The sequence below is a fragment of the Hahella chejuensis KCTC 2396 genome, from assembly GCF_000012985.1.
GTDB classification, from domain to species: domain Bacteria; phylum Pseudomonadota; class Gammaproteobacteria; order Pseudomonadales; family Oleiphilaceae; genus Hahella; species Hahella chejuensis.
The window spans coordinates 983887-1006795 of the sequence record NC_007645.1 but is presented as its reverse complement, the minus strand read 5'-3'; the positions used below and the strand labels follow the sequence as shown (position 1 = coordinate 1006795).

The 22909-nt window shown below is 53.9% G+C and carries 13 protein-coding genes; 7 read left to right on the top strand and 6 right to left on the bottom strand.

The window, feature by feature from the left end:
• Positions 1–16: 16 nt before the first annotated feature.
• A complete protein-coding gene (hemB, locus tag HCH_RS04540) occupies positions 17–1024 on the bottom strand; it encodes a porphobilinogen synthase (protein ID WP_011394964.1) in 1008 nt (335 codons plus the stop codon).
• 184 nt (positions 1025–1208) lie between these two features.
• On the opposite strand from hemB, the gene HCH_RS04535 reads away from it, so the two are divergent.
• Positions 1209–3395, top strand: a complete 2187-nt coding sequence (locus HCH_RS04535; protein WP_011394963.1) for an FAD-dependent oxidoreductase — start codon at positions 1209–1211, stop codon at positions 3393–3395.
• Positions 3396–3473: 78 nt separating this feature from the next.
• On the opposite strand, the gene HCH_RS04530 is transcribed toward HCH_RS04535, so the two are convergent.
• The 3 genes from HCH_RS04530 to HCH_RS04520 all read right to left on the bottom strand — a co-directional run bounded on the left by HCH_RS04530 (position 3474) and on the right by HCH_RS04520 (position 8818).
• Positions 3474–4268, bottom strand: a complete 795-nt coding sequence (locus tag HCH_RS04530) for a DUF3592 domain-containing protein (protein ID WP_011394962.1) — start codon at positions 4266–4268, stop codon at positions 3474–3476.
• A 264-nt stretch (positions 4269–4532) separates the two neighbouring features.
• Complete coding sequence (locus tag HCH_RS04525) at positions 4533–4802, bottom strand: hypothetical protein (protein ID WP_011394961.1); 270 nt, start codon at positions 4800–4802, stop codon at positions 4533–4535.
• A 272-nt stretch (positions 4803–5074) separates the two neighbouring features.
• Positions 5075–8818: a DUF1631 family protein gene (locus HCH_RS04520; protein WP_011394960.1), complete on the bottom strand. Its 3744-nt coding sequence runs from the start codon at positions 8816–8818 to the stop codon at positions 5075–5077.
• A 298-nt stretch (positions 8819–9116) separates the two neighbouring features.
• Between HCH_RS04520 and HCH_RS04515 the strand changes: the two genes are divergently transcribed.
• The 6 genes from HCH_RS04515 (at position 9117) to HCH_RS04485 (ending at position 15456) form a co-directional block, all read left to right on the top strand.
• A complete protein-coding gene (locus HCH_RS04515; protein ID WP_011394959.1) occupies positions 9117–9770 on the top strand; it encodes a TetR/AcrR family transcriptional regulator in 654 nt (217 codons plus the stop codon).
• A gap of 211 nt (positions 9771–9981) precedes the next feature.
• Positions 9982–11043 carry a DsbA family protein gene (locus HCH_RS04510; RefSeq protein WP_011394958.1) on the top strand — a complete coding sequence of 354 codons (1062 nt, stop codon included), beginning with the start codon at positions 9982–9984 and terminating at the stop codon, positions 11041–11043.
• 25 nt (positions 11044–11068) lie between these two features.
• Positions 11069–11350: a DUF503 domain-containing protein gene (locus tag HCH_RS04505; protein ID WP_011394957.1), complete on the top strand. Its 282-nt coding sequence runs from the start codon at positions 11069–11071 to the stop codon at positions 11348–11350.
• Positions 11351–11577: 227 nt separating this feature from the next.
• Positions 11578–13242, top strand: a complete 1665-nt coding sequence (gene panP / locus HCH_RS04500; protein ID WP_011394956.1) for a pyridoxal-dependent aspartate 1-decarboxylase PanP — start codon at positions 11578–11580, stop codon at positions 13240–13242.
• A gap of 117 nt (positions 13243–13359) precedes the next feature.
• Positions 13360–13731 carry a hypothetical protein gene (locus HCH_RS04495; RefSeq protein WP_011394955.1) on the top strand — a complete coding sequence of 124 codons (372 nt, stop codon included), beginning with the start codon at positions 13360–13362 and terminating at the stop codon, positions 13729–13731.
• A gap of 1173 nt (positions 13732–14904) precedes the next feature.
• On the top strand, positions 14905–15456 hold the full coding sequence (locus HCH_RS04485; RefSeq protein WP_011394953.1) for a zf-TFIIB domain-containing protein: 552 nt from the start codon (positions 14905–14907) through the stop codon (positions 15454–15456).
• A 64-nt stretch (positions 15457–15520) separates the two neighbouring features.
• On the opposite strand, the gene HCH_RS04480 is transcribed toward HCH_RS04485, so the two are convergent.
• A complete protein-coding gene (locus HCH_RS04480; protein WP_011394952.1) occupies positions 15521–20773 on the bottom strand; it encodes a DNA repair ATPase in 5253 nt (1750 codons plus the stop codon).
• A gap of 88 nt (positions 20774–20861) precedes the next feature.
• Entirely contained in the window at positions 20862–22856 is a 1995-nt protein-coding gene (locus HCH_RS04475; RefSeq protein ID WP_011394951.1) for a flotillin family protein, read from the bottom strand.
• Positions 22857–22909 lie beyond the last annotated feature (53 nt).

Sequence of the window (22909 nt, the reverse complement as noted above, 5' to 3'; positions counted from 1 at the left end):
CTTAAGCGTTTGTAGGTTATGTCTGTTTTAAATGTTGCGCCGCCTTCTTGGCGAAATAGGTCAAAATCCCATCTGAGCCTGCGCGCTTGATGCACGTCAGCGACTCCATCATCACCGCGGTCTCATTCAACCAACCCTGCTGGGCCGCCGCCATATGCATGGCGTATTCGCCGCTGACCTGATATACAAATGTCGGAACCTGAAACTCAGATTTGGCTCGACGCACTATATCGAGGTAGGGCATACCAGGCTTGACCATGACCATGTCAGCGCCTTCGGCCAGATCCAGCGCGATTTCCTGCATGGCCTCATCGCTGTTGCCGGGGTCCATCTGATAACTGTATTTATCGCTTTTCCCCAGATTGGCCGCCGAGCCGACCGCGTCGCGGAATGGCCCGTAATAAGCGGACGCATACTTCGCCGAATAAGCGAGTATCCTAGTATTAATATAGCTTTGTTTTTCCAGGGCGCCGCGCAACTCGCCAATGCGGCCGTCCATCATATCCGAGGGAGCTACAACATCCGCGCCTGCTTCAGCATGGGTGAGGCCTTGTTTGACAAGCACTTCCACCGTTGCGTCATTGAGCACATAACCTTTATCGTTAATCAGGCCATCCTGCCCATGGGTGGTGTATGGATCGAGGGCGACATCGGTAATCACACCCAACTCAGGAAAACGGCTTTTAAGCGCCCGCACCGCCGTCGGGACCAGCCCTTCGGGATTATAGGCCTCCGCCGCATTCTCGCTTTTACCCGCCGCAGGAATCACAGGAAACAATGCAATAGCGGGAATACCCAGTCCCACCAGCTCTTCCGCCTCACGCAGCAAGTCCTCGACATTGACCCGCTCAATTCCTGGCATAGAATCAATCTTCTGCGCCTTCTCATTACCGGGAAGAACGAACATCGGGTAAATCAAATCATCAACGGTAAGCGTGGTTTCGCGCATCAGTCGACGGGAAAAGCTATCGTAACGCATGCGTCTCATGCGCACAGCCGGATATTGACGGGGGGTAAATGCCACGTAATCGCCCTCTATGCTGTCAGAAAATTTATCGCATCATGATAAGCCTTTGTTTTCATGAGCGCCACGCCATTTCCTCACCTCAGAGAAGGGATTTAAGGCAAGATAAATTGAACTATTCTCCTCAGTATGAGGTCTATTCCATCACTGACTTTTTAACGCCCTTGGGTTTCGGAAATAAGACATGAAAGCAAAAAGACTTGGCCTGTTATTGCTGTTGGCGTTGCTGATCGGCGCATTTTTCCTGTTCGATTTTAACCGCTACTTCAGCCTTGAGTATTTTGCGGAGCAACGGGAGGCAATATCCGCTTACACCACCGCCAATCCTCTAACCGCCGCAGCTATTTATTTTATCGTCTATGTGGTGGTTACAGGCCTGTCTTTGCCGGCGGCGACCGTTTTGACACTTGTCGGCGGCGCTGTTTTCGGCTTGTTCGAAGGAACCTTGCTGGTGTCTTTCGCCAGTGTAATCGGCTCCACCATTGCATTTTTGGTTTCACGCCTGTCCTTACGCGACTGGGTGCAGGATAAATTCGGCGACTCTCTTCAAGCCATCAACGCTGGCGTGGAACGTGAAGGCGCCATGTACTTATTCGGGCTAAGGCTTGTACCGCTATTTCCTTTTTTTGTCATTAACCTGGTCATGGGCCTGACGCCGGTAAAAGCCCGCACCTTTTTCTGGGTTAGTCAATTGGGCATGCTCCCCGGCACGATCGTATACGTAAACGCCGGCACCCAACTCGGACAGGTGCAGTCCGCTTCGGGTATTTTGACTCCCGGACTGATTGCCTCTTTCGTACTGCTGGGCATATTTCCTTTTATCGCCCGACGCATCCTGGACGCGCTGAAATCGCGCAAAGCTCTGGCGGGCGTCGATAAGCCCGCCCATTTTGATCGTAACCTGGTGGTTATTGGCGCAGGAGCCGCAGGGCTGGTGACGTCCTATATCGCTGCGGCGGTAAAGGCTAAAGTCACTCTTATCGAAAAGCACAAAGTGGGTGGTGACTGTCTGAACACGGGATGCGTGCCCAGCAAAGCGTTAATCCGGTCAGCAAAGATCGCCAATTATGTGGAGCGAGCCAGCGAGTTTGGCGTCCAGGTCAGCAGCCCAGAGATTAACTTCGCCGCAGTAATGGAGCGCGTACAGTCTGTGATCAAACAGGTTGAACCTCACGACTCCGTGCAACGCTACACCAGCCTGGGCGTTGAATGTCTCGAAGGTGAGGCGACTATCCTAGATCCTTACCGGGTAAAGGTGAACGGGCAGGTTTTGACTACTCGCAATATCGTCATTGCAACTGGAGCTCGCCCTTTCGTCCCGCCGATTCCAGGGCTGGATCTTGTGGAGTATTACACCTCGGACACCATCTGGAGTCTGCGTGACAAGCCAGAACGTCTGCTGGTTATTGGCGGCGGCCCAATCGGCTGCGAATTGAGCCAGGCGTTTCACCGCCTCGGCGTCAAAGTGACGCAACTGGACATGTCGCCCAGGCTGATGCCACGAGAGGATACGGACGTGTCTGCCGCAGTCGAAGCGCGTTTTCGTAACGAAGGCATTGACTTGCGCTTGGGATACAGTGCGAAAGCCTTCAAGCGTAACGCCTCTGGCGCCAGCCTTCTGATTTGTGAAAAAGACGGCGAGGAAGTAGAACTCACCTTTGACAAAGTGCTGTTGGCGGTTGGGCGAAGAGCCAACACCAGTAATCTGGGGCTGGACAAACTGGGGATAGGCGTCAATAAAGATGGAACGTTGCAAGTGAATGAATTCTTGCAGACAGAAATACCGACAGTCTTCGCCGCAGGAGACGTTGCAGGCCCTTATCAGTTCACCCATACCGCCGCTCATCAAGCCTGGTATGCGGCGGTAAACAGCCTGTTCGGCGTACTTCGAAAATTCAGAGCGGACTACCGGGTTATCCCCTGGGCGACCTTCACTGATCCTGAAGTCGCACGCGTTGGATTAAATGAGCAGGATGCTATCGCTCGCAATATTCCTTACGAAGTCACCCGTTATGGCATTGACGACCTCGACCGCGCTATTGCAGACAGTGAAGCCCATGGGTTTATAAAAGTATTGACCGTCCCCGGAAAAGACAAAATCCTCGGCGCCACTATCGTCGGCCATCATGCGGGTGAGTTGATAACAGAGTACATCACCGCAATGAAGCACGGCATTGGTCTGAACAAAATCCTGGGGGTCATCCACATCTACCCGACTTTGTCAGAAACCAATAAATACGCCGCCGGCGAATGGAAACGCGCGCACGCGCCGCAAAAAACGCTGCAATGGCTGGAGAAATGGCATCGCTGGCGACGCAAGAGCGAGACAGATATGAACTCTGCGTTAGGGCGAAGCAACAACGAAGTTTAGTGAGGAGACAGTATGGGCGCGCTCAGCAAACTGTGAAGGAGCCGCCCTCCCCCTGCTCAGTTAGCGCGCCAAGAGAGGCTAGTTTCGAATGACCGTATGCTGCACGACACGGCTTGCAGCAGGTTGAACAAACTCAGCATCCGCGGTGTAATCGCCGCCTGATAATTGCGGAGCCAATCCAGCGCCGCCCAGGAAAAAAGCCGCCGCAAACAGAAAAGCCCCTGTCGCCAGACAACCTCCTCCCAGCACACGGGACGCCCATATGCGACGTCGCTGTCTCCGGTTGGTAAATAAAGCGCGCCAATGACATACATTGGTGGGCTCCTGCAGAAACACGCAGTTAAGCACGCGACGGCGTACATGGTGAACGCTGTCGGCGGCGGTTTCGTCCTGCTGACGCAGGTAAAGCACAATAATGAACAGGCAAATAGCCAACACCACCGAACCGAGCAGGATGTGGATAACATCCACCTGCTGCCCCAGCAACATGGCGCCGCCGAGGATGCCGGCGACCAGCATGGTCATGGAGGCGATCATCAAGGCCACTAAACGGCCGATGCGCGTATGCTTGCGACGGGAGCGGGAAAACGAAAGTTGAACTTGATCGCCAATCTGCAGACCAGCGATACACTTGTCATCAAGAGAGGTGAAGCGAATTCTATCGCCTTGCCAGTGATATTCGATAACAGGAAAGAAGCTGTATGACGCTTTACCTGGTTGCGCCTGTTTTTTGCGCCTGCCATAACCGGGCTCAAGCGACACGACGCGCCCTTGAACAGCGTAAGCGCAGTGGAGAAACCGGGTGAACTCCCATATCAGGACCCACCCTGCAGTAATGAGCGTAAGGCCCATGAGCAGAATCAGGACGTCCATTGTGTTTTCCTTATTATTATCTTGTTTTCAACGCAATTTATTATTTGATGAGTGCACGCTGCGAAGGGAGAGTATAAAGAAGGAAAAATCTCACAGCAATAGCGTGACGCAGGTCTCAGGCAAGGAATTAAAGAAAAGCAAGGAGGAGAAATATTATTGACAAACAGAACAAAGACTTAAAGGAAAAACCAGTAAGCGCCGAGTCACCCGTCCGACGCCTATCATGCATCGAAACGGGCTTCGCGACGCCACGCAATATTATCGCTAAATAGGGTTACTGCCGTACTGCATATCCGGCTTTCGGGGCGGATCTGCACGCACGTCATTGGCGATAGTTTGAACTTGGCCTCCGCGTTGCAGGAAGGCTTCAATATCGCTCTGCAATTGCTCGCGAATCTTGTTCTTCAGGGCAAGCGACTGAGACTCTGATTGCGCAGTTTGTTTGGCGGCTACGCCATCATCGTCAGAATCGGCCGCACCGGAATCATAGGCCGGCTCCAGATCCTCAAAGTCGTCGTTATCAATGTCGCTCATGGGGTTACCTCCAAAAGACAGAGTAGGTGGTCGCTATCCTTTGTTGTTATGTCCTCTGGGAATTTTCAACCTATTTATAGTTGAGCCATGAGACTCTGCAAATGTTCTATGAGAAGAAATTTGTATCAAACTGTGATTTTCTGTAAGTAGCGGTCTGCAAGGGATTGAGGCCCACAAGCATAACGTACAGCCTCACATCCCAAGTCGAAATGTCAGAACACAAAATATAGGGGCGGAGAGAAGAATCGAGAGGTAAATATAGTAAGTCGCGCTTAAAGGTCCAACAAAGGAACCGGTTTGCCTACGATGTAACCTTGCACCCAATCTACGCCGATTTCACTCAGCGCTTCCAGAACTTCTACGCTTTCCACGCACTCGGCGATCGTCGCCATGCCCATGAAACGTCCCAATTCATTGATGGAGCGCACCATAGCGTAGTTGGTCATGTTTTCGTGTATATCGCGGACGAACACGCCGTCGATCTTAAGAAAGTCTACAGGCAGACTTTGCAAGTAGGCGTAGGAAGAGAAGCCGGTACCGAAGTCGTCCAGGGCGAACCGGCATCCAGTGCGTTTCAGCTCACGAATAAAATCAGCAGTGTAGTGTAAGCTGGCGACCGCCGCAGTTTCCGTGATTTCAAAGCAAACCTTCTGAGCGGGAAAACCGCCTTTACGGAAGTGGCCTTCAAGGAACTCCAGAAAACCGTCGTCACTGAGAGAGTGACCGGACAGATTAATCGTGAAGCCGCCCATATTTTCGAGTTTGGCGGGATTAGCGCGCATCCAGGACAACACGTTATCCACCACCCAGCGATCTATGTATATGGAGCGTTTATAGCGCTCTCCCGCCTCGATAAAGGCGGCCGGAGAAATCGGTTTACCGTTCTGGTCGTTCAGGCCCAGTAGAATTTCGTAGAAATGCTCATCACTGGATTTATCCATCGACTGAATGCGCTGCGCGCGCAACCACAGGTCGCAATCGTCAATCGCCTGGTCGATCCGGGAAACCCAATGCAGCACTTCCTGTTGGAACGCCTGATCGCGGTCTTCTTCCAGAAACAGTTTTACCCGACTGCCGCCTGCGCGCTTGGCTGAGCGGCAAGCCAGACTGGCGTGATTCAGGAAAGCGCTGGCGTCAGTGCCGCCGCCGTTGATCATGACTACACCCACGCTGAGAGTAGCTGAGAAGTGCCCTTCCCCGGCTTCAAACCGATGCTTGGAAAACTGTTTGCATACACGCTCCGCCGCGTCTAACGCAACGTCCTGGCTGGCGGGAGAAACTAAAAGGGCGAATTCATTACCGCCAATACGCCCCAATTTAAGCTCAATTCGCAACTCATCCAGCCAGCTATCGACCAGCAGACTGAAGTCGCGCAACAGCCGGTCGCCAATAGCGTTGCCATAGTTGCTGTTAATAGCGCCGAACTGATCAATATCGAAAACAATCAGCGCAGCGGTTTCGTCGTTATTTTTCACCCAGGTGGCGAGATACTGCAGTTGCTTTTCGAATTCGTGCCGGTGCATACACCCGGTAAGCGGGTCGTGAACGGCCTGAATGGCCATCTTGTGGTAAAGGTCCTGGACGATTGAGTAAAGGCTTTGATCGACAAAAGGTACTTCTCCCTCTTGCACACGCGCAAGCTGCCCCCGATCCATCTTTGTCACCAAATCGCTATAGTCCAAGTGCACCTCATGTAAACCCTGGGGGGTAAGAAAGACAAATTTATAAGCATCCTCTCCAACCCACACCAGACGCATGCGTTGAGTAGTGTCCGCCTCGCACATTTCCACCCAGTCCCCGACCTGCAACTGGTGCGCTCTTTCCTGCCAGCGTTCCGCCAGCTCAGAATTGCTCTCAGCGCCGGTTTCATCGGCTTCTTCGTCAGTGGGGTAAGTGGCGACCAAAGTGTAAGTAACCGCCAAATCATCTGCAAATATGGCGCGTAACTTTTTGCAAACGGCGGAAGCTTTTTGAGGGTCCGGGCTACTGGCTAACTCTTTTTCTATCAAATCCAGCATAGCGGGGCCTTCAAGCTCACGCTCAAACGCCAGGTCTTCACTGTCGTTATCTTTGCCGAGCCAATCGTGCAACTGCTCAATAACGGCGAAGTAGTCCGCCACGCTGTCGCTATCGCCGCCTTCTTTCAACAGCGCTAACACCATGAAGTTTTCCCAGCCAGCCGCCAGCAACTCCAGTACTACATCCGCCACCTGAGCGCTCGCCAACAGAGTGCTGATGCGCCGGGATACCGCTTTACGCGCCCGCTTCAGTCGATCACGCCCCTCACAGGTCTTAGCAATGCGTTCCGCGTTGCGGACAAAGGCCCGCTCCTGCCGTTCCACCAGTTGCTCCAGGCGACCGGACACCGACTCCAGCAACGCCGCATCCAAGCGGCCTGCGGAAAGCTCATCAATCACTTCATTAAGCACTTTCTCCAGGCTCTTGCTGGAAACCCGGTCTGCAGAAGCCAGCGCCATAAAGTGGTTGAGCACGCTGCGGGCGGGGTGCCGGCTGTCATCCAGAAAAGTGCTGTCTTTCAGCAGCAAAAAAAGCAGCGGCATACGCAGCTGGTTGATCAGCCCTTTAAGCTCAGTGGGCATATTGCGCGAAGACAGGGGAGCGAAAATGCGATCTACGAGGTCAACGCGGTCCCAGACTTCCTGAGAGTCGGAAGGCATATGCACACGCCCGCCTTCCGCCATAATTTCGACGACTTCCCGGATGGTTCCATCCTGCTGCGCAAGAGAACCCAACAGCTCACGCTGGTTTTGCTGCAAGTCCTGCAATAGCTGGGTTGCGCCGTATTCGTAATCCGCCCCAGGCTCCGAAACGCCGCGTGCAGGGGTATGGCCCCCTCGCTGCATTCTGACCAAGCTGAGAATGCTGCCGCGAGGAGCCCGCATTCTGGGATGCAAAGGCGCCGAGGCGAGCGGCGCGTCATGAGAGAAGTCCAAACTTTCCAGTTCGGAAGCAGCGCCTTCAATGACTTTTGGCGCCGGCGAACGGGGTTTGGCGCGGCCTTCTGACCAGTTAGTGCGCATCTGATCCAGGGGCACGGCCTTAAGACCATGCGACTTGAACATATCAATAAATTCGTCGGTGGACTCTCCCAACTCCCGCGTAAGCAAGCGTTCAAAGGCCAGATATAGCACCGGCTTCGCGGGATCTGGCGTTTGCAGAGAGTTGACGGCGTAATGCAGGCACTGACAGAGCACCGCCGGACCTATCGGATTCCAGCGATCATCAATATCCTTACCCGATACCTGACTGAGCATCTGGTTCAGCATGAACAGACGGGTGCGCTGCCGATTCGCCACCGCCGTCGCCACCATCTGCACTTCCAACCAGTCTTCAAACTGAGACTTATCCACCAGCTCCAACTCGCTGGACGTCCACTCGCCCATGGGGCGGGCTCCGAATAATAAATCCAGTTCCTGATGCCAATGCTCGATGAAATCTTTTTTGAATTTCTTGCGCCCCTGGGTAAACAGGACTTTCGCGTCCCGGAACGCATTGATGTCACGCAATACCGCGCTGGAGGCGATGCGGGTGTTCAACTCGGTTTCGATATTGGCGAAGTATGCATCCAGTAGATTGCCGATGAGACGCTCGGCCGCATTCTCAAACCATTCTTTCAGCTTTTGACGCTTGCTGCGGGAGGTATAGGAAGGCAAATTGGATGCGCTTTGCCGGATCTTGAGCATCATTTCCACCAGCTGAGGCTGAGACTGTAGAAACTCAATCCCCACCTTACGCCCCTCCACCCTGCGGGAGTCGGCCAGCAACCTGAGGTGATGCTCGCTGCCGTTGTACTGGCAGAAAATATGCACTTCCACGCGGCAGTCGGGCTTTTCCTTTAAATGATGCGCCAGCTTTTCCGAGTCAATGTCGGACAACAACATACCGCCCGCACAAATATTGGCCACCCCGCAGGAAGCAGGGGTGAACCCTTTGGCCACGATAAGCGCCTCATGCTGCAGCGAATAACGGGGGTGTTGGCGTTTGTTGTTTTGCATCAAAACAATACGGGCGTCATATGAAGGTTCCCTTAGATCAGTTTAGTCATCGCCCACGATTCGGCAACCGCCAGCCCCTTGGGCCGCCGAATTTATAGAAGTCGCGCATCACCAGACATTCCTGGACGACGGATTTTCCGATGCGGCGCAAACTCGACGCCGCATGGGGAAATCCGTCGCGGATTACTGCAGGGAACAACTCATCAGAGAAGGAAACCTCTTTTATATTTATTGAAACTTCGTAATACTTTCACGCACTTACTTTTCCCTTGCTGCAACAGACCGCGTCAATCGCTCCATGGCTTACCGAGAAACAGAGAAAGTGCGGGCGCGCAAAGAAACCATCAAATTGCGCCTGTTCAAAGCCGCGGAGGAACTCATTTCCGAAGCGGGCTTCAAAGGAGCCTCTGTAGCGGCGATCGCCGCTCGCGCCGGCGTCGCCACCGGCACCGTCTATCGCTACTTTCCAGACAAATCCGCGCTCTGCGCCGAAGTCTTTCGCCATGTCACCCAACGCGAAGTGGATCAGGTCGCCGCCTCTCTCAATACACCGGGCGGCATTGATGACCGCCTGCGTCTCGCCATCGCCACCTTCGCGCGCCGCGCTTTGCGTGGCCGACGTCTCGCCTATGCGCTGATCGCAGAGCCGGTAGACCCGGTGTTGGACCAGGAGCGTCTGAACTACCGTCAAGCCTATGCTGAGCTATTCAGCCAAACGATAGCGGAAGGCGTCAATTCCGCAGCGTTGCGTCCACAGAACCCTAAAGTCAGCGGAGCCGCACTGGTCGGCGCTTTGGCGGAATCCCTGATCGGCCCCCTCGCCGAACAGATCAAATCCTACGTTCCCGGCCTGAGCAGCGATATGCAACCACCCATCACCGCAGACCACCCTATCATCATAGATATTGCAGAATTCTGCATTAACGCAGTCGGGCCTATTCCAAAGCGCTGATAACAAAAGGCTCCCTTCATGCTTTCAACAAAGCTCGTCAGGGGGCGTAATGATCGCCGAAAACAAGCCGGAACGCTACTGGCGCAAGCCTAACGGGTCTGTCAGAATGCCATGGCCCTCAGGCAAGGTCCTGACGCGGATCAACAATTATTTATCGCAATCGATAGCACATTAATATCAACCAATTAGACTAGACCCATCAAAAACGCTCATGGCTACTCAGAAAAAACCGGTTCCGGCTCTTTATATCGGCGTAATTATGTTCGCGCTTGGCCTCTTGATCGCTACGCTCTTGCACTCTGCCCGTTTTACTCAAGGCGCCCTCTCGGCCCCCGCCGCAGGCGATTCGCTATTCACTTTGCAAGGGCAGGAATATAATCCGGAACAACTGCAGTACGCCGAAGCCGCCGCGCTGTTCGAGCTGGAGCAACAAGTTTTTGAACGTAAGTCACAAATTCTGGAAAACGCCGCGCTTCAGGTGCATTTTCAAAATCTGGCGAAGGCGCGCAATGTATCTAAAGAGCAGATCCGCGACGAACTGATTGAGGTCAAGCCAGTCACCGACGACGAAGTGTCGCAATTTTTCGAAGCTAACAAGCAACAGATTCAACGCCCTTTTTACGAAATCAAAGACGCCATTAAAGACGCGCTGCAGAAAGACCGCATCCAGCGCGCTGAACATGGCCTTATCGAAAATCTGAAAAAACAGGGGCAACTCAGTATTAACCTGAAAGAGCCCCATGCTCCAGTCGCCGACCTCCAACTGGAAGGTTATCCCGTGCGGGGAAATGCGCAGGCGGCGGTCAGCATCGTCGAGTTTGCGGATTTCCGTTGTTCCCATTGCAAGCATGCATCGCACACCTTACGCAAGATAGTCGCGGCGCAAAGCGATAACGTACGCTGGACCATGGTGGATTTCCCCGTGACTGGCAAAACCTCCGTCTATCTGGCGCAAGCCGCTTACTGCGCAGGCAAGCAGAATAAGTACTGGGAGTTCCATGACGCCCTCTTCGACTATGACGGCAAATTAAGCGAAGCCTCTATTGCTGGCGTCGCTGAAAGCCTGGGGCTCGACGCGGCCAAAATTGAAGAGTGCGCTTCCAGCCCTGAAGCAGTGCAATTTGTGGAAAAAGAGCAAAGCCAGGCCATAGAGCTTGGACTGCGCGGAACTCCAGCAATATTCATCAATGGTCTGCCCTTCCATGGCGACAACCTGGAAGCCGTGCTGGAAGAGGCCGTTAACGCCGCAGTGGCGCGCTCCCGCGCGGGTTAACGGATAGCTTGACGAGGATAACGCCATGCATGGCTTCGTAGTGAGAATAGAGTTTCAATTGCAGGGCTGCGCCTCGCTAAAGGAAAAACGTCAGCGCACCAGCGGCGTCCGCGAGAAGCTGGGGCGACAGCCGCACTTGGCGATTATCGAATCCGGACAGGCGGACGCCTTGCAAACCGGCGAGTGGACCATCATTCTCCTGGCCCCCAACCGAGCGACAGCGGACAAGCATCTCTCACAACTTGAGCAAACACTGGCGCAAAACCTGGATGCACGCATCACGGTCTTCGAACAAGAGCCATTGTAAGACCCCGAGCCCCATACCAGCGGGCTCGACAGGATGCCGGATTGATGCAAAACAGCAGCTAAGTGGTGTAATATCGGGCGACTGGCGCTTGTATTTGACAACCTCTATACTTGCGCGTCGGCTCAGCCCGCCCCCTGCGGCGTGACAGAGCCCAGGAATATTGTTGCTGGACACGCGGGGACGGCTCCGCGCGTCCCGAAAGCGCCATTAAGCGGTAGCGGGGTCCTATGTCGAAGACCAAAAAAATCGCCAAAGCCAGTTTGGAAACCATGTATCGGGTATTCACCATCCCCGAGGCGCCCAATTCCACACTTGGCCGAATCGACCAGAAAATTTCACAAAATCTGGCCGGATTCCTACAGGATCACATTGTGGCGGTGGAAAAAGATCTCAGCGAAATGGAGAAAGACTTCGCCGAGTCCCGCATTCCAGAAGATCCCGTGTTCGTCTCCGAGCAAACCCAGTTTTTGCTGGATAAGCTCGTCTCACAGTCTGTGCATACAGCCTCTCCCAGCTTTATCGGCCATATGACGTCAGCGCTGCCGTATTTCATGCTGCCGCTGTCGAAAATCATGATCGCGCTGAACCAGAACCTGGTGAAGACGGAAACCTCCAAAGCCTTTACGCCGCTGGAGCGTCAAGTTATCGGTATGATGCATCGCCTCGTCTATGACCGTGACGACGCTTACTACCATGAGTGGATGCACAACAGTAGCGTGGCGCTGGGCAGCATGTGCTCGGGCGGCACAGTGGCCAACATCACGGCGCTGTGGGTGGCGAGAAACCTGTGCTTTCCCGCAGACTCCGTCTTCAAGGGCGTACGCCGGGAAGGCATGTTCAAAGCCCTGAAGCATTATGGTTATGAAGGCGCGGCGGTGCTGGTCTCCAAACGAGGCCACTATTCTCTCAGTAAGTCCGCCGACCTGCTTGGTTTGGGCAGCGATAATATTATCGCCATCCCGACCGGAGCGAATAACAAGATAGACTTACAGGCCCTGCGCGCCACCTGTGAAAAATTACGCGACGCCAACGTCCGCGTTATCAGCCTGGTGGGTATCGCCGGCACGACGGAAACCGGCAACATTGACCCTTTAGAGGACATGGCGGCCATCGCCAAAGAGTTCAATACCTACTTCCATGTAGACGCAGCCTGGGGCGGCCCTACTTTATTCTCCAACAACTACAAGCACTTGCTGAAAGGCATCGAACTGGCTGACTCCGTCACCATGGACGCCCACAAGCAGCTCTATGTGCCCATGGGCGCAGGGCTGGTGGTGTTCAAGACGCCATCCACCAGCAACGCCATTGAGCATCATGCTCAATATATTATTCGTCAGGGGTCTCGCGACCTTGGCAGTAAAACCCTTGAAGGCTCTCGCCCGGGCATGGCCATGCTCATCCAGTCCGGTTTGAAAATCATCGGCCGCACCGGTTACGAAATTCTGATAGATCTCGGTATCGAAAAGGCCAAGACCTTCGCCGCGATGATCGATCAGGCGGACGACTTCGAACTGGTCAGCGAGCCCGAGCTGAATATCCTCACTTACCGTTATCATCCCGTCTGGGTCAGGCAGGCCTTTGAGTTCGCCGATGAAGAGCGCCGGCAGGCTATCAACGATTGTCTCAGCCGAATCACCAAAGGCATTCAGAAAACCCAACGGGCGCGGGGCAAGGCGTTCGTGTCCCGCACGCGTCTGAATCCCGCCGCGTATGATGGTCAAGCCTGCGTCGTATTCAGAGTGGTGCTGGCGAATCCGCTGACGACAGTGGAGATTCTTCAAGACATCCTCGAAGAGCAACGCGCCATCGCCGCAGAAGACATACTCTCGGAACGAATGGACGAGCTGCGTAACCTCTGCGCCATCCCGACAGCAAAAGTAGCGGCGTCCTGAGACGCCGCATTTCTACAAAACGGTAAAACAGCGCAAAATTCGATCAATGTCATTGCGCCAACAAATAATTCAGTGCACATTAAAAACTTCCCGGCAGTACCACTATGGGAGAAGCTTATGCGTCTGGATTACCGTTCCCCTCTTGCTGACGACGCCAAATTCTGCGCCCTCTCGGGCAATGACCGGCAACGGGTAGAGTTATTTATCAAAGATACAGGCGACGCCACTTATACCTTGATTGCGCTGGCGGGTCCGGAGAGCAAACCTGCAGTAAAGGTGAAACTACAGGGTCCCTATCACAGCTTTCAACAAGCCCGTGCGGCGATGAATGCGATAGCCGGGTCGCTATTGAACATCAACTTTGATCTTCTTGAAAACGCCGTCAGCATTTGGGGCCTGCAAGCTCAGGCGCAAGCTCGCAGACTACGCCAGGAGCGCAAACAGAACATGGGCGACTACCGCTTCAATCCCGACGACGTCTATTTTTAACCGCGCTCTGGCGCGGCGATTACCTATCGCAGCAGCCTCTGGCTCAGGCAAATATCGCAGCGGCGGCATTTGACATGTTTTTACATTACCTCCACACAATAAGAAGATATTCCTGCTAAGATAACTACCATATCGACGCATTTTCGTCGCAAAAATCACCGGCGCATCGCAACTAATCTGAGCGCCGCTCACCTTATAATCCTGGCGCCGCTTTTGCCGGGATACATCCTGTTACACAGTCATTGTTATTATTCGCCGCGTAAGTGACTATACTAGCCGTTCCGGCCAGTTCGTGGACGCCCCCTTGCGGGATCATCCAAGTCTTGTTTGGAGGATTGTGGAAGGCTCTCACGCCCTCTTCGATTTTCCAGCAAAGGACGCCTTCCAGGTTTGGTAAGGCCCACTTAAATCGTATGGAGGCGACCTCGTCTACCGGCAACACCCTAGATAACCAGAAAAACTACGGAGCGTGAATCACATGGAATGGAACATTGATTCAAAACTCAATATAGCTCGTCATATAAGTGGTTTCGAAATGGCTTTTGAACTACGGAACGGGGAAATTGTGGAGCTGAGACCTATCCAGGTACCCAAGCACCTGTCGCCGGTTCAAGTATGCCAACTTATACGCGAGTCTAAATCCGCCATTGAAAGTACTGCAAGGACAGAAGACCGAGGCCATTATTATGGCGGCAGGTCAGCCCCGGCCCACACGCCGAAGGTTGTTGTGAAAAGGAAAAGAACGTTAGTGCTGAACAACGAAACCAACTAGGTTTCCGTGATCAGCGCCCCTTTTACGCCTGCTCATACACTGGCAGCAGTATACGCCAGTAGCAGGCGAAGTCAGGGCCAACGCCACCTTCCGCTTCAATGGCGGCTTTCTCTTCCCGCTTCCAGAATAACAGCCATGCCTCCCCATTGAACGCGCCATATCCTCACTGATTCATTGAGTCATTTGGGCCTGTCGTTTCCTTCTCTGACTTAATACAATACCTGTTCGTATTTGAACGTTGCCCGGTTAAACAATATGACCGGCGGAAGGCATCCTGCATACTTTCTGTTGGCGACGCTTCGATTTAAGGGCGTCCGCGCTTATCCAGCCGCGGCGCGGAGTGAAAAGCCATCTATCAGCGCTTTTCCTCACGACAGCCTCTACTAAAGGAAGACGATTCCATGAAATGCACAAGCTGTAACTCAGGCGCACTGAAGCCCGGTTTCCTCGAAGATCTACTGGCCTGCCATATCTGTGATAACTGCGGCGGAACTTTGATCTATCTGCAGGACTATCTGCGTTGGTTGAACTCCGAGCACTCACTAACCGAAGTTGACTTTGATCTCGCCGTTAATGCGGAAGATTCCAAAAAAGCGCTGCTCTGCCCTAAAACCGGCCGCCTGATGCTGAAATATCGTATTTCAAAAAATACCGATCATCGACTCGACCTCAGCCCGGAAATTCTCGCCATGTGGCTGGATAAAGGAGAGTGGGAACTGCTGAAGCGGGAAGGACTCGCCACCAAGTTGAATGCGATTTTCACCGATCCCTGGCAGCGCAAGATTCGTGAAAGCAAAGCTCGGGACGTCTTCGAAGCCTTGTATGAAGAAGAGTTCGGCAAAGAGGAATACGCCAAACTGCAAGGAATTCGCGAGTGGCTGGACAAGCAGCCCAAGCAGAAATCAATGATCGCCTATTTGCTGGCGAAAGATCCCTACTCCGCCAATCGCTAGCGCACAAAAAAGCGGGCTTAACGCCCGCTTTGTCATATCAGTAGAGGCAGCCGCCTCTACCTATTTAAGCTTCCGGTTTCTTCAGCTCAAGACGCAGACTGTCTATTTTGGCGTTTAACTCCGCCATGCGCTTATGGGTCTCCAGGTCCAACTGCAATTTACCATCCATCGTTTTTACCAGGGGATAAATGCTGTTTTGAATAGTGTCAGCCAGGGTCGCGAGAATTTTATCCAGTCCAGGCATGGGCTGGTTGACGACTTCCACTTTGGGCGCCACGTCCACTTTCGGCGCTGCGTCTTTTAAGTCGCTCATGGCCTTGACCATTCTGGCCAGCTGCTTGACCACATCAGCGGAGTAGTCCTTAGACGCTTCCACCGGCAAAGCAGGCTTGTTCCCTTGACCGACAACCTCAGTAAGACGGCGCAATCCATCCGTCATTTCCCTCAGTTGGCGCACTGCCTGCTGTGATGCATCCATGTCTTTCAGGCCACGGTTTTTGGCGAATTCTTCCTTAATAGAGGCCCAGCGGATTTGCTGATCAGACGTCAACGTTCCACGCAATTCCGCCAGCTTCAATAGGTTCTCTTCCGCCCCCTGAGTCAACAGCTGCGACTCTCCTTGATAATGGTCTTCCAACAGTTGCTGTAATTCATCTCCCGTCATCACCGAGGTGATTTTTTCCGCCAGCTTATTCATGTTGCGATAACTTCCCTGCAGCTTGAATGTGGGCTCGGAGCGGTAGGCGTCGGCCTGGGCGCTGCTGCGAATATATTCCTGGTTCACCCGCAGCACGACTTTTTGCACGTCCATCAGCTTGCCCAGTACATCGACCACTTCTTTGAACTCAGCGCCGCTGTAAGTGTGCTTCATATCCGTCGCAGCGACTTCGCGGCCCTTCGCCGCATCAATGAACCTGTAGAAATCCTCCATATCCCGGGTCGCCAGTGGCGCCAAGACTGGGTTGGATGTCATCGCGTTCTCGATATAGCTCATCGCAAAGGCGTCTTCCATGCCACCCAAAACGTCGCCAAGGTTATAAATGTCGGCCCGGTTGGCGAGCATATCCGGCACTTTGAAGGTTTCGCCGCTCTCCGTGTAGGGGTTGCCCGCCATGACGATACAGAACTTCTTGCCACGCAGGTCGTAAGTCCGTGTTTCTCCATTCCAGACCCCCTCTACTCTTCGCGTGCCGTCACAAAGGGAGATGAATTTCTGCAGAAACTCTGGGTGAGTATGCTGGATATCGTCCAGATACAGCATGACGTTATTAGCCAGCTCGAAACCAAAGTTCAGCTTGATCAACTCCTGCCTGGCTGTCGAGTGAGGAGCCTTTTCAGGGTCCAGCGAAACCACATCATGACCCAGGGAAGGACAGTTCACTTTAACGAAGGTCAGCCCCAGACGGCTGGCGGTATACTCCATCAAAGTGGTCTTACCGTATCCCGGTGGAGATATCATCATCAGCAAGCCCATGTTGTCAGTACGCTTGCTTTCGCCGACCGTTCCCATCTGCTTGGCGAGGTTATCGCCAATAAATTTCAGGTAGTGGTCATTGATCAGCTTGTTGCGCACGAACGAGGTCAATGGCCGAGGCTTCAGTTCATTCAGGCGCAGCATCTTGCGAGCCTGCTCCAGTTTCTGCTGCCGCAGTTTGAGATAACGCTCATAGCCGGCGATGTCTTCTTCGACGTGACGCGTCATCCTGGCCATGAAGTCGTCCAGCGCCAATTGCAGCGTCTGCTCTTTGATCCGTGGGTGCGATCCCAGCAGACCGGACACAGCGAAGCGCAAGTCGACCTCCCGTTTATCTCTGGGGATTTCCTGCTCCGCGGCCAGAATAGCGACTGCTTCGTAATGATAATCCTCAAATGTCTGGTCCGCCTTCTGCAGAAACGCCTGCAACCAGCTTTGCGCCAAACGCCAGCGCGCGCCCAGGTCGCCATCCAGCGACTTCATGCTTTCCTGCAGCATATTCCAGGCAGTGGAGGTTTGCAGGTTGAGCTTCATACGCTCATAGCTGTCCATTGCGTACTTGCCAGACTCAAACGCCAGCGCGTCCTTGCCCAGTTCCGCAGCCAGATAGGCCGCCGCCTGAGCCACATCCACCTCGCTGAAATCAAGGCGTTGCCGCTCTACAAACTCCCACAGCAGACGCCCCAATGCGTCTTCCAGTTGCATCATCGCCTGCGGACTGTTCAGCACATCCAGCATGATTTGCGCCGCTCGCGCCTGCGCGCGCCAGGCGGCGCTTTCCTCATCGTGCTGACGCGCAGACCAGAACAGACAGGCTAAAGCGCGAATGCGTCCGGTGTAGCGCAGCAATTGCGCCTGACTTATCACAGGCAGAACCTTGGCCAGAATCAACGCCGCATCATGGTCATGGATGCCTTTCTCATAACCTTCTTTATAGCGAGGCCCGGCGAATTCCGTAACAAATGGCTGAACGCCATCGCCCGCGGCCAGCGCCTGCATCACCTTATCCTTGAGAGCTGTTTGTCTGGGGCTGTTAATATGTTCCAGAAATCGATGCGCCAGAAACTCGGAGCGGTATACATCCGGCGTTTCCGACATCAATGTCATGTCCCAATAGCGACGGCAGGCGTCCAGCTCAGGGTCGTCGATAGGCTGGTAGTAGTCGCTGCCAGTGACGTGGATAAACAGCTTGTCGTCCCTGGGCAGAATTGACAGATCCAGCTCCTGGGTATTAACGCTGAAACGGTGGCGCGGCCCCAGTTTGATAACCTTGCCGCCTTCTTCGAAAATGTCCGTTTTGTCCCGCAACCCTCTGACCGCTTGCTCCTTGGCGGACTTCAGGCGGCTTTCCAGGTCGTCCGCAGCAATTTGATCGCCCAGATCTCGCAGCTGTTTTACGATCTGTCGAACTTTCTGCGCCAACGCATCCGAAGCGAAGAATGTATTCACTTCATCCATTTGCTGGAAACGCTGGCTACGCTTGCCGATGCTTTCCAGAATGCGTCCGGCGGCGTCCGCCAGGGTGTGCGTCTTACGCTGACGCTCTTCGATCAGGCGCTGTTTGTGCTTGTCGAAGGCGTCGTACACTTCATCGCGTTTGGCGAGGATATCGCCCAGAAACTCGTCAAACTCGCCGAACTGCCCTTCCAATTCCTGTAATTGGTTCAGCAGGCGGGAAAGCAGTTCGTCACACTTATCAGGAGTGTCCGCCAGGCCAAGAGCATTGCTCAAACTCTGTTCGAACAGGCGAAACTGGGCGGCGAATTGCGCTGTGGCTTCTTTCGAGCCCAGCGATTTGGCTTTGTTCTGAACCTTTGCTTTCTGTTGGTTGATCTTGGCGTAAATCTCGGAGATGCCGTCAATGATGCGCGTGCGCTGCACCGCGTCTTCCACTTCCAGTGTGGCCACCAGTTCAGAAAGTAAATCCAGACCCGCACTGATGGAGCCGAACTCTTCCAGTAACGGCTTAAGCTCTACCCGCGTTTCCAACTTCTCGGCTTTTTCCGTGAGTTCATCCAGACGCTCATAATAACCATCAAGCGCTTTTGGCGTGGCCAGAAACTTAACGGTTTCCTGCGCCAGTTCCTGCTCGGTCTCCACCAGCTCAGCTTCCATTGCGTCGATCGCCGAGAGGTCGATATAGCGATAATCCCGTAAAGTCATCAATCGGCCGCGCAACTTGCGCGCGCTATCCAGCGCGTTGACGAAATCTCCCGGCTGACTCCAGGATTCCGGCGACAGGCTTTGAATCAGCTTTTTCTTGTCTGCCGCCGCCTGCTCCAGCGCCGTGCGGGAGCTGTCCTGAATCGACGCGACTTTTTCATATTCGTCCAGCACCAGTTCGCCACTGGCGACCAGCTCTTTCAGTAGCCCGTGCACCTCCGCCAGTTCTTTGGAGTCCAGCCAGTAATACTGGTCGAACAAGCGCATCGCGGATTTGATCAATGAGTTGTAATGCTCGAACGAGGCGACATTCTGCTCCACAAGACGACAAATGCTGAGCAGATCAGAAATACCCCGCACCAGCTCTTTGTTGCCGATACGCCCCAGAAACGTCTGGCTGGTGGTTTCCTGCGCCGCAAACGTTTCGCTGAAATAAGGCGTCTTCCATACCTGCATGGGATGAATGCGCGTCGGCTCGTCGTCCGCCGTGAACACCACCATGCGCCCGTCGTTAAGCAAAGCGTAGCCATGACCGACGATGGGGTTCTGCAGGGACTTGGTGATCAGGTTGTAGCTGTATAAGCCACTGATGCCCTGGGGAATTTCATAGAAGACAAACAACACGTCCTCACCATTGGGTGAGCGAATCATACGTTTGAAGCGAAAACCGTCTATCTCTTCGTCAAAGTGTTTGAGTTCGCCGGTTTCCAGATAATAGCCGCCAGGAAACATCAGGCCATGATCTTCCGGCAGCTGAACGCAGGACTGGCCGATGGCGTCGATGCGCGTCACTTTACTGAGGCGCTTGTTGAAAACGTAGTAGCGCCAGCTCTCTTCCCGATATGGCAGCACCTTAATCAGGATCAGCTCGCCCACTTGCGCGTAAAAGAACTGGCCGTCGTCCAGCGACTGATTCTCGTCCTCAACCGGATCGGAAAAGATGCCTTCGCCGGTGCGGGTGTTGTTCTCTATCTTGAACGTCAGATCACCGCGAATATTATCGACGAACAGGGTGTCGAGAATATTGATGTGCGGGTGCAGGCCTTCGATCACTTGCTCCCGTTTGATTTCGGTCCATTCGAAATCATGGCGCGGCGGCAATTGAATATAGCGCTCGCCGCGATTGTCGATGTAACTCTCCACCTCACCAGCGGCGTTGACCGCCCATTGGAAAACCCTTAGATCCTCCAAACGCTCGCCAATCTGAAACGCCGCCAACAGACGCCCCTGGCGCACCACTATCTGCAACAGCTTGGCGTTTTTGTAATAAGTGTACAGCTCATTGAAATCGGACTGGAACTTGGCGTCCGCCAGAAAGGTTCCGTCTGAAGTATGCTCGCTGAGCTCCAGTCCCTGTTCAGTTTCGGTCAGTTGATACAGCGCGAAAACATCGGAGACTTTGGTTTCTTTCTTCAGGCCGATAAAAACGTTGTATCCGAATAACAGAAAATCTCCGACCCGCACGATGTCGCGGGCGACGCAATTATTTTCGGTACGCACCCGGATACGACTGAGGATGTCCATATCGGAGCTGCCGAACTCTTGCAGACGCTCCTTGTTGAGCGCCTCCACCAGCTCACGCAGGCGAAGCCCCTGCTCCTGAAGGCGTTTGCGCAGCACTTCATAAGCGCCCCCTTCAGCAACGGCGTTTTCAACCAGATCATTGGTTTGCGATGTCATAAAGACTCCATCCAAACTGCGGTTCTATCAGATCAGCTCAACGGGCGACCCAGGTCGCCCGTCAGACTGTAAAGAAAGGATCGAAGGGTTAGTGGGACTTTTCGCCGGACGATTTGCCGGTGATGGACAACAGCTTGTCCAGCGCCGCTTGCACCGCCTGGCTCTTGCCGGCCACGCCGTCGATGGCTTTGCCAACCGCCAGTGCTTTGGAGAAGCTCTCGAAATATTCCCCGCCGCCGCCGACAATCTCGATATTGGACTTCTGCAGCGCTTGCGCCAGCACTTGCGCCTGATCGGTCGCAATAGACTTGTTGGCTTCGATGCTCGCCATGACTTCTTTGATGGCGGCGTCCATACGCATGCGGAACTCTTCGAATTCGCGCGCTTCTGGAGACATATTGCCCATCGCGTTGAATTTCTCCACCAGGCCGTCTGCTTCCGCCTTGGCTTTCTGACGGATGATTTCCGCTTCGGTCGCGCCCAGCTCTCTTTCCGCCCGCGCTTTCGCCATACCAATGCTCTCGTCGCCGCGCGCTTTGGCGGTCAGTTTCTCTTCCAGCACTTTGGCGTCCGCCAGACCACTCTTCTCGTTGGCGGCAGCTTGGGCTTCGATGACTTCCGCTTTCGCCAGACCTTCCGCTTTCTGGGCATTGGCTTTCGCCTGTCCTTCGCGCTCGTAGGCGGCCGCCTTGGCTTCCGCTACGCGGGCCTGCGCCAGCCCTGATGCGGCTTCCATCGCCTGGATGCCCTCGGCTTCTTTCTTGTTGGCTTCCGCTTTCTTGGAAGAAGCTTCCAGCTCCGCCTGCGCAATGGTGTTGATCTCCTGAGCGCGGAACACGGCTTTTTCTTTCTCAGCTTCCGCCGCTTTCACCTGTTTGACCAGCTGCTCGTCGGCTTCCGCCTGAGCCGCCAGAATACGCACTTGCTTCTCGCGCTCCGCCTGAGACACTTCGCGAACTTCTTTGATGCGCTCTTCCTCTTCCGCCACTTTCTTCTCGACGGAGATACGCTCGCTGATTGTCAGAGTGATGACTTTACGCTGCTCTTCCAGCTCCTTCTCTTTGGCGATACGCTGCAATTCGACTTCACGCTCGCGGTTGACCATTTCCAACTGACGGGCTTTTTCAACTTTTTCATGCTCAATCGCCACTGCGCGTTCACGGTTTTTAACCGCAATTTCAACCTGACGCTGCTTATTCTCTTCCGCAATCGACAGCTGCTCTTCCGTCAGAATGCGCGCTTCTTCCGCTTTCTTGCGCTCTTCTTCGCGAACCTTTTGAGTCTCAGCCGTTTCACGGGCCTGAATGGATTCCACTTCACGCTTCTGCTTCGCTTCAGCGTCAGCCTGTTGGCGCTCCAGCTCCAGCATGGCTTCGCGCGTGGTGACGTTCTTGCGTTTGATCTCCAGCTCTTCGTCACGCTCCAGACGGTTGGTGTGGATATTGTGTTGAGCCGTGATCTCGGTGATTTTCTTGATACCCTCGGAATCGAGGATATTGCTGGAATCCAGGCTGGATTTAGGCGTCTGCTCCAGATAGTCAATGGCGACGTCTTCCAGAACATAACCGTTCAGATCGTTACCGATGGTCTGAACAATGCGGTCACGGAAGCCGATACGGTCTTCAAACAGACCCAGAAACTCCATCTGCTTACCGACAGTCTTCAGCGCCTCAGAGAACTTGGCGTTAAACAGCTCGTTGACGGCGACGCGATCGGATGCGCGGGACACGCCCACCGCCTTCGCCACTTTCAGCACGTCTTCCGCGGTCTCGTTCACCCGCAAATAGAACGCGACAGTAATATCAGCGCGCAGGTTATCCTGACAGATCAGGCCGTCTTTACCGCGGCGATCAATCTCCAGCGTGATAACCGAAATTTTCATGGTTTCGGCTTTGTGAAGAACCGGCAGCACCATGGCGCCGGTAAAATACACTTTCGGCTGGGTCGTTGTATCGTTAACAATCAGCGCTTGTCCTTGTTCTACTTTCTTGTAGAAGGCTTTAAACAGGCCGATAATTCCCAGCAGTATTAGGAAACCACCTCCGATAAAAACAGAAACACCAATAAAAGCTCCCGCTTCCATAAGCTACTTTCTCCTAGCTCTATGCCTAGTTGATTTATGAATTTATTTAGTTC